This window comes from Acinetobacter sp. P8-3-8 (assembly GCF_000214135.1).
Classification (GTDB): Bacteria; Pseudomonadota; Gammaproteobacteria; order Pseudomonadales; family Moraxellaceae; genus Acinetobacter.
In genome coordinates this window covers 1-9,009 of record NZ_AFIE01000081.1, presented here as the reverse complement: position 1 = coordinate 9,009, position 9,009 = coordinate 1, and the positions used below count along the sequence as shown (strand labels likewise).

The 9,009-nt window shown below is 35.8% G+C and carries 7 protein-coding genes; 4 read left to right on the top strand and 3 right to left on the bottom strand.

Annotation, left to right across the window (positions count from 1 at the left end):
* The 3 genes from GGG_RS21080 to GGG_RS0117785 form a co-directional block, all read left to right on the top strand.
* Positions 1-259 (top strand): hypothetical protein (locus GGG_RS21080; protein WP_010117414.1); only part of this gene is annotated, 259 nt, incomplete at its 5' end.
* 84 nt (positions 260-343) lie between these two features.
* A complete protein-coding gene (locus tag GGG_RS0117790) occupies positions 344-961 on the top strand; it encodes a hypothetical protein (RefSeq protein ID WP_010117413.1) in 618 nt (205 codons plus the stop codon).
* A gap of 15 nt (positions 962-976) precedes the next feature.
* A complete protein-coding gene (locus tag GGG_RS0117785) occupies positions 977-1,714 on the top strand; it encodes a hypothetical protein (RefSeq protein WP_010117412.1) in 738 nt (245 codons plus the stop codon).
* A gap of 75 nt (positions 1,715-1,789) precedes the next feature.
* Here GGG_RS0117785 and GGG_RS0117780 read toward each other — a convergent pair whose 3' ends face one another.
* Positions 1,790-2,959, bottom strand: a complete 1,170-nt coding sequence (locus tag GGG_RS0117780; protein ID WP_010117411.1) for an acyl-CoA dehydrogenase family protein — start codon at positions 2,957-2,959, stop codon at positions 1,790-1,792.
* Positions 2,960-3,033: 74 nt separating this feature from the next.
* Positions 3,034-4,197 (bottom strand): acyl-CoA dehydrogenase family protein, encoded by a 1,164-nt coding sequence (locus GGG_RS0117775; protein WP_010117410.1) that lies wholly within the window; start codon positions 4,195-4,197, stop codon positions 3,034-3,036.
* A gap of 193 nt (positions 4,198-4,390) precedes the next feature.
* Here GGG_RS0117775 and GGG_RS0117770 point away from each other — a divergent pair, with 193 nt between their 5' ends.
* Positions 4,391-7,801, top strand: coding sequence for a DEAD/DEAH box helicase (locus GGG_RS0117770; RefSeq protein ID WP_029574690.1), 3,411 nt, complete (start codon positions 4,391-4,393; stop codon positions 7,799-7,801).
* A 59-nt stretch (positions 7,802-7,860) separates the two neighbouring features.
* Here the strand turns inward: GGG_RS0117770 and GGG_RS0117765 are convergent, their stop codons facing one another.
* Positions 7,861-8,811 carry a diguanylate cyclase gene (locus GGG_RS0117765; protein WP_010117408.1) on the bottom strand — a complete coding sequence of 317 codons (951 nt, stop codon included), beginning with the start codon at positions 8,809-8,811 and terminating at the stop codon, positions 7,861-7,863.
* Between the last annotated feature and the right edge of the window lie 198 nt (positions 8,812-9,009).

Sequence of the window (9,009 nt, the reverse complement as noted above, 5' to 3'; positions counted from 1 at the left end):
GCAAGATGAAGTTCCAGAAATTAGAGGAGAGGCTTTTATCGGATTAGCTAATCGAAAAGACTTCAGTATAATCCATCTGCTAATTCAAGAGCTTAATGGTGAGTTTAACGGCTCTTGGGCTATACAAGCTGCTAACTTATTGTCTGATTCTAGACTCTGTCCATCATTAAAAAGTTTAAGAGAAAAAATTAAGGATAAATTTGAAGAGTATTTCTTGCTGGAAATTGATGAAGCAATCTTAAATTGTTGCGAAAAATAACGTACTTTAGCTAATATCTCTTTCGCATATTTTTTTACCTATATTTCTGCTAATCTCTTGTAATCCAAATAATTCTAAATAAATATGAACCCAGTACAACATGCCCATATTTCAGTCAAACGCCGAGGTGGCGAACTCGAAGACTATATTGATATCCATGCCTTAATTGATAGTACCAAAATGCTGTGTAGCGATAATCGTCATCGTATCTTGCATACTTTTTGGGGTGTTCAGGAAGTCATTATTCCTATTTTTGGACATTATTTTGAAAATAGCGCAGGGCAAAGTATTGAGGTCAAAGACTTGTGTGAAAAAGATCATCTACTGGTCGATTTTCACCATCGCTTTATTCCTACATTGGGGGATTTTGTGGCAGCGATGCAAGATATTCCTACAGATGGGTTAGCAAAAAGATTAGAAAAATTCCACTGCGATATTATTGATGACCCTAAAATATCTGCAACCCTGCTTTCACCATTAGCTGTGACAGGGCAATTAAAATCCTTATTGATTACTCACAATAGTTGGTTTATCAATACCATTTTACCTATGATGGGTAAAGCCGAAGCTCACTTGATAGACTTCGACATCAGCCCAGACCTATTTTTTAATCCAATGCGTTTCGAACTTTGGATGGACAATGGTATGGCTGTGCCACCGAGTGCAGCTAAATTACAAGACTTAAAAATTAAAATTGCTTAATTCAAGGGGAAGATTATGAGTAATATCCAATACGTTATTCGTCAAAATGACTTTGCTTACAATGATGAGTGGCATCTTACCAACTGCGTTTCAACTGGCGCAATTAAACAGATTTATACAGATAAAATTGAAGCTGAAAAGGCATACAAGGCATTAGTCGTTAAAGGTCTATATTATGATGAACTATGCAATTATGATATTGGTAATGGTGAAGCAGATGACGAAGTCTATGAAAAGCTTGAGGCTTTTGTTTTAGAAAAAACCGGAGAAACTTTTAACATAGACGATGGAGAAATTCCGAAACTCAATGAAGATGATGCTTTCGAGTTTGCCAAACTTTCAGGGATCCTGTGGTATCAATTACTTGAAGTTGATGCAAGTCAACCGTGTTATGTTCTTTGGATTTACTCAGAAGAAAGTTATTTCACTGGATATGAAAGTGGTAGCATCATTTCTAGTCAAGATGAGAATTTTAGTGATGTTTCATGGGAATCCAATATCTATGCTATGGATTATGAATTCGAAGCACTGATGAATAAATCATTGTCCGAGTTGAGTGATAGTCCTCGTTTACTTAAAGAATTTATCGAACAAACACCTGATATTCGTTACGATGCTGAACAAGATAGTATCGTCGGGATTGCTTTAGATAGTATAAAATTTATTCAATTAAAAGCATTAAATGCCTTTTTGAAACAACCTATTTTTGAAGTTCGTCAAATCTCTTTGGAAGCGTTAGCTGAACTAGAATAAATAAATAGCAAAAATGAAAAAGTGCGGCAATTAACCGCACTTTTTATTTGTACTCGCTTGAACCTGATCAAACAATCAATACCCCAACTGCTTACTAATCAAATCCTTCATAATTTCTTCTGCACCACCACCAATCATATTGACTTTGACTTCACGATAAATACGTTCAGACTTAGTTCCACGCATAAAGCCCATGCCACCTAAAGTCTGTACAGCCGCATCGGCACAGAACTGCATGGTTTGCGTAGCGACATTCTTAGCCATACAAATTTGCGCAATTAAATCGCTGCCTTGTAATTCAGCTTGCCCCATTCGATAAGCTGTATCTTCTAACAATGCACGTGTTGAAGTCAGACGAGTCGCCATATCCACTAATTTATGTCGTACGACTTGATGATCAACTAAGCGCTTTCCAAACGTCTTACGTTCTTTCGACCATTCTAAAGCCTCTTGATAACAGACCAATGCATAACCATAGGCCATAGAGGCTAGCCAGAAACGCTCCATGTTAAAGTTTTTCATGATGACTTTAAAACCTGAGTTTTCCTCTCCCAACAAATTTTCTACAGGGACTTTAACTTGGTCAAAATGTAAATGTGCTGTATCCGATGCCCACCACCCCATTTTTTTAAGCGATGACTTGGTAATGCCTTCACTATGTGCATCGACCAATAACATCGAAATACCATTTGCTCCTTTTATTTCAGGATTGGTTCGTACAGCAACCGTGTAATAATCGGCTCGCATTCCAGAAGTAATAAAGGTCTTTTCACCACTCACTAAATAGTAATCACCATCTCGGATGGCTTTCGTCTGCAATGCTGCGACATCAGAACCACCGCTCGGTTCAGTAATCGCTAATGCAGAAATCTTTTCACCTGAAATAATTTGTGGCATAACACGATCACGAATATGCGGCTGTGCAAAGTGATGAATGGGTGGTGTACCGATAGTATGAATCATCAATGAAATATGTACGCCACCTGAGCCTGCTTTGGCAGTTTCCACAGCAGCTAAAAATACATGAAAAGCATCAGCATCTGAAATACCACCATGCTCATCATCAAAACCTAAACCCAGTAACCCAATGTTAGCCGCTTTTTGATACAGTTCTCGTGGAAATGTTCCTGCTTCATCCCATTCATTCACAAAAGGCGAAATTTCTTTTTCAACGAACTTCTTCACACTATCGGCAAATGCACGATGTTCCGCAGTGTAGTAAATCGGGTTATTTAAATGATCCATATTCTTTTATTTCCTATTCCCTTTAGTTTCTTTTTAAATCTAACTTTAATTCATAATAACGCTGAATTAAAACCTTAATAGCCCAATTGACGACTTGCAAGATCTTTCATAATTTCTTCTGCACCACCACCGATCATATTGACTTTAACATCTCGATAAATCCGTTCAGACTTCGTTCCACGCATAAAGCCCATACCACCTAAAGTCTGTACAGCCGCATCAGCACAAAATTGCATGGTTTGCGTTGCAACATTTTTCAACATACAAATTTGTGCAATCAATTCATTTCCCTGCATTTCAGGTTTACCTAAACGATAAGCTGTGTCTTCTAATAATGCCCTCGTTGTGGTTAAGCGTGTTGCCATATCGACCAATTTATGCCGTACCACTTGATGATCGATTAAACGTTTTCCAAAGGTTTTACGTTCTTTTGCCCATTCCAAAGCTTCTTCATAACACGTTAATGCAAAACCATAACTACTTGCAGCTAAGAAAAAGCGCTCCATATTGAAATTATTCATAATCACAAGAAAGCCCATGTTTTCTGCGCCTAACAAATTCTTTGCAGGAACACGTACTTCATCAAAATGTAAATGTGCTGTATCCGAAGCCCACCATCCCATCTTGTCCAATTTACTTTTAGTAATGCCTTGACTATGCGCATCGACCAATAACATCGAAATACCATTCGGGCCTTTCGCATCAGGATCTGTACGGACAGCAACGGTATAATAATCGGCTCGCATACCAGATGTGATAAAGGTCTTTTCTCCACTGAGAATATAATCATCACCATCACGTACGGCTTTGGTTTTTAACGCTGCAACATCTGAACCACCACTCGGTTCAGTGATTGCCAAGGCAGAAATTTTGTCACCTGCTAAAATTTGGCTTAATACTGTTTCTTTAATTTCAGGTGATGCAAAGTGATTGATGGGTGGCGCACCAATAGAATGTGAAAGCAATGAAGCACATAAACCACCTGATCCAGTTTTAGCCAATTCAATTGAAGACAGCAACACATGAAATGCATCTGTGTCAGGAATGCCACCATAATTTTCATCAAAACCAAGACCTAACAATCCAATTTCAGCTGCCTTTTTATATAATTCTTTTGGAAAAGTTTCTGCTTCTTCCCATTCATTAATATGTGGCATTAACTCTTTTTGGACAAATTTTCGTACTGAATCTGCAAATGCAACATGTTGATCTGTATAATAAATTTGGTTAGGTTGCATTTATATTTGTATTCCTACTTTATTTTTCAAAGCTTATACTGACAGATTTTAAATATTTTTAAGTTGCAAAAGTGATCAATTTGTATTGAAAATCATGACACTTTCAGCAAATGTTCTTTGATAAATTTTTAGTTATTCGCTCAGAATCCGTTACAATCAGCATCTATTTGATCTAAATTTTATTTTCTAAATGATGACAACTCTGACTCAATTTTTATCACGTTTTAACGCAGCAACGATTCAACGTAGTTTGAGTTATGTCAGAAGCATTGATTTGCATACTTTAGAAACTCACCTTAAAAACAATAATCTATTTATTAGTGCAGAAATTGAAGGCACTGATTTTTATGAAACAGCTATTCAATTTAATCTTTTAAAAAATATAATCACAGATACAGAATGTAGTTGTCCTGTAGGCTATAGCTGTAAACATGCGGCCGCTCTCGCTCGATATTTCTATGATCATCAACGAGAGAAGCCTTTTAGACAGTACTTAAATCTTAATCAAACAACGACTAACAGTACTCAGCAATCAAATTCGATCACCGCTACATCGCCAACGCACCAATTTCCAACGACTTCAAATAGTCCAACGCATCACACGGCTAAAACTTGGCTCAATCAATTTCGGCAACAACTGGCACAAATTAAATCATCGAATACGATATCCAATCATCAATTGATCTATATTTTTCAGCCTAAAAAAAATTCAGCTAAATTACAACTCAGTGTATATAAGGTTCGTCGTAATAAAGATGGACAAATTCGGGATACCACACCGTATACCAGCTATGACAATGTGCTGAATGGTCGTTTAAAGGTGAGCAATGAAGAAAAGAAAATCTTTAATCACTTATACTTTTTTGCCAAATTAAATTTTAACAATGCTCATTATTATCCTTCCGCATGGGATATTTCGGGAATCTATCAAGAGCAATTAAAAACAGCGATTGCAAGTGGGGATTGTTATAGTTTAAATGTTTTACAATCTGCTTTGGCATGGTCAGATGAAAACTATCGAATTGAATTTAATTGGCAAACACGCCCTGAACAACAGACTGAAAAATTAAAAGCTCAGTTTTTTGATCAATATAATCAAAAGCTTGATGCTGAACATTCTAAACAAATTTATATTATTCATTCTCACCCACTGAGCTATTTGGATACATTGAGAAATCAAATTGGGGTACTAGAATCTTCCTATTCAAGTGAAATGATTGAAGAATTGTTGAATATGCCACACATGCCTGTTGAGCTTCTAGCTGAATTTGAGCAAGTCATTCAACCTTATTCAATTTTTGAAGATTTGCCACAAGCTCAATCAGCCCAAAATATAGAAATCATCTACGGAAAACCTGTACCTATTTTGCATTTTGGTACATTTCCACAATACCATCGTCTAGGTCAAATGCATCACTATGCGATGGCTGAAATAGAATTTGAATATCCAACAGGACGTATAAAAGCTGGATTTCCAGATGAAAGCTTTATCACTTTTGTGAATGAAAAAACTGTCCGACAGCAACGTGATCTGAACACAGAAAAAGCCCAGATTGAATTGTTAAAGAATGCTATTTCATCCTTTCAGTGGATTAAAAAAATTAATAAAAACAAACGCCCTGCCTTTGATGATATCACTGAAAATTCAGTTGTTTGTGCAAATCCAACAGATTGGATTAACCAACTGCTCCCTGAAAATCAACTACAAAAATTGGGATGGAAAGTTGAACATACGCCTGATAGCTTATTTAATTTAACTGCTGCACAAAATCTTGAATTTTCATTACTTGAATCAGATGAAAAACCTGACTGGTTTAACGTAGGTGCTACAATTCAAGATCAAGATGGTCAGACTTATAATTTGATTGAATTATTAGGCAATCTTGTTGCACGTATGCCGATCATTTTAGAACCTGAATTTCTTGAACAATTAGATGAGAATGGCTATTTTACGGTTGAGTTAGGTCATAACCATCCTCAACTGGCCTTAAAAGTTCAAGATATCAAACCTATTTTTATTTACTTAAAGGAAATTTTACAACACCCTGAAACTGCTGGATTTGATCGTTATGATGCTGCGCAATTTTTCGACCTACAACATCATTTAGGTATGCCTTGGCAAAGTAATGATCGACTCAAACAATTTGCTGAAAAGTTACAACAAGGTTATCAAAATCAAATTGCAACTCCACAGGGTTTCCAAGGTGAATTGCGTCCATATCAACAACAAGGTCTAGCTTGGTTACAATTTTTACGTGAAACTGAACATGGAGGGATTCTTGCTGATGATATGGGGCTCGGAAAAACAGCTCAAACATTGGCACATTTACTTATTGAAAAACAAGCTGGCCGTTTAGAACAATGTCCTGCCTTGATTATTGCACCGACTTCATTAATGCATAATTGGCGTAAGGAAGCTGAAAAATTTACACCTGAATTAAAAGTTCTTGTTTTACAAGGTAATGACAGATCAGAACATTTTCAGGACATTCAAAGTGCTGATGTTATTCTCAGCACTTACCCACTATTAAGCCGTGATGAAGAACATTTACTCGCACATCAATATCATTTACTTATTCTTGATGAAGCACAGAATATTAAAAATCCAAATGCTAAAGCATCACAAGTCGCACGTCAGATAAAAGCCAAACATCGATTATGTTTAACAGGTACACCAATGGAAAACCATCTAGGTGAACTTTGGTCTTTATTCCACTTTTTAATGCCAGGATTCCTTTACAGCCAAGACATTTTTAATAAGAAATACCGCAATCCAATTGAAAAACATGCTGATATTGCTTCAAAAAATAAACTTATTTCTCGAATTAAACCCTTTTTGTTACGTCGTTTAAAAACAGAAGTCGCTAAAGAGCTTCCAGAAAAAACCACGATTGAAGTCAATATCGATATGAATGCTCAGCAGTCTAAACTCTATGAGGCTGTCCGAGCGACGATGCAAAAAAATATTCGTGAAATCATTGCAGCTAAAGGCTTTCATCGTAGTCAGATTCAAATTTTGAGTGCTTTACTTAAACTGCGTCAAGTATGTTGTCATCCAAGCCTTTTACAACTTGAACACACCAAAAACCAAAATATTGAATCAGCAAAATTAGATTATTTATTGGGAATGGTACAAGATATGGTTGAAGAAGGTCGTAAAATTTTAATTTTTTCGCAATTTACAACCATGCTACAACTCATTGAAGATCATTTAAAAATACTAAAAATTAAACATGTTAAGTTGACTGGACAAACCAAAAAGCGTGCTGAGGTCATAACTGCTTTTCAAACTGGCGATATTCCTGTTTTTTTAATCAGCCTCAAAGCAGGTGGTGTAGGTCTTAACTTAACGGCTGCGGATACAGTGATTCATTATGACCCTTGGTGGAACCCTGCTGCTGAAGATCAAGCATCTGATCGTGCTTGGCGAATTGGTCAGGACAAACCTGTATTTGTATATAAATTGATTACTAATCAAAGTATTGAAGAAAAGATTTTAACTTTGCAAAAAAATAAAGCCAATCTTGCCAAATCTATTTTAAGTATTGACCATGAAAATGAAGTGAAATTAACTGAGGAGGATGTGATGAAACTTTTGGATTAAACTTGAATGGTCGGAAACCACCATATGATTTTAGTTTAACTCTCTTCTTTTGAGTTAATTTAACATCCGAGTTCAATGACTTTATTTCGCCCTTCTTCTTTAGCTCTATAAAGTTGCTTATCAATGATTTCAATAAAATACTCAGAATTATCACCTAGTTTAGGGAGAATAGATCCAACACCTAAACTGGCCGTTAAATAAGTAGATGAAGCATCATGTTTAATTGAAGTTGTAGCAATACGCAAACGTATCCGTTCAGCAATCATTTTTGCATCTATCTGAGAAGTTGCAGGTAATATAATAATAAACTCTTCACCACCTAATCGTGCGACTAGATCTCTAGAACGTACTTCAGATTTTAATATTTGTGCAATTTTCCTTAATGCAACATCACCCGCATTATGACCATAGCTATCGTTATATTTTTTAAAAAAATCAATATCAACCAAAATCGCAGAAATTTGAGTTTGATTGCGAATGGCGATATCCCACTCAGATTCTAGAAAAATATTGTATGAGCGTCTGTTTGCAATCTCCGTCAATGTATCTTGATAAGATAAGGCTTCTAATTCTTTTTGTAACCTCAATAATTCTTCTTCATTTTTCTTACGTTCGTTAATATCAAACATAAAACCAACTAACGTTTCTGTTACACCATTATCATCACGAATGACATGCACCACATCACGTATCCAAACATAATCACCATCAATCGTTAAAGCTCGATAATCCATTTCATGATCAACACCATCCTTTGATTGTGATATACAAAAACCTACAACCTTTTCCCTATCATCTGGATGGATACGCTCAGCCCAATCATTTGCACTCATCCAACTATCAGTAGACCAACCTAATAATGCTTGGATTTGTGGACCAATATAAGTAAATTGCATTGTCGCCCAATCAATCCTCCAAGGAATTGCTTTGGTCGATTGTAAAAGCGTTTTATAAAATGTATCATTAATTTTTAATGCACTTTTTAAAGCATCCTGCTTTCGATCACTCATGTTTATCCCTTTGAACTTTTGATATATGACTGGCTAGGCTAATCAAAATTTAGACATTTAAAATTTTCAATAAATCCATTTAATTAGATTAAATAACTACATAATCAAGCCAATATATAAAATTGTATTTAACAAGTAAAGATAAACTAGATAATCAAATTTACCCCAACAAAAAAAACACCCCAATCTTTAATCAGA

Coding starts and splice junctions, on each gene's coding strand:
- GGG_RS0117790 (WP_010117413.1), top strand. CDS start 344: ATGAACCCAGTACAACATGCCCATATTTCAGTCAAACGCCGAGGTGGC.
- GGG_RS0117785 (WP_010117412.1), top strand. CDS start 977: ATGAGTAATATCCAATACGTTATTCGTCAAAATGACTTTGCTTACAAT.
- GGG_RS0117780 (WP_010117411.1), bottom strand. CDS start 2,959: ATGGATCATTTAAATAACCCGATTTACTACACTGCGGAACATCGTGCA.
- GGG_RS0117775 (WP_010117410.1), bottom strand. CDS start 4,197: ATGCAACCTAACCAAATTTATTATACAGATCAACATGTTGCATTTGCA.
- GGG_RS0117770 (WP_029574690.1), top strand. CDS start 4,391: ATGACAACTCTGACTCAATTTTTATCACGTTTTAACGCAGCAACGATT.
- GGG_RS0117765 (WP_010117408.1), bottom strand. CDS start 8,811: ATGAGTGATCGAAAGCAGGATGCTTTAAAAAGTGCATTAAAAATTAAT.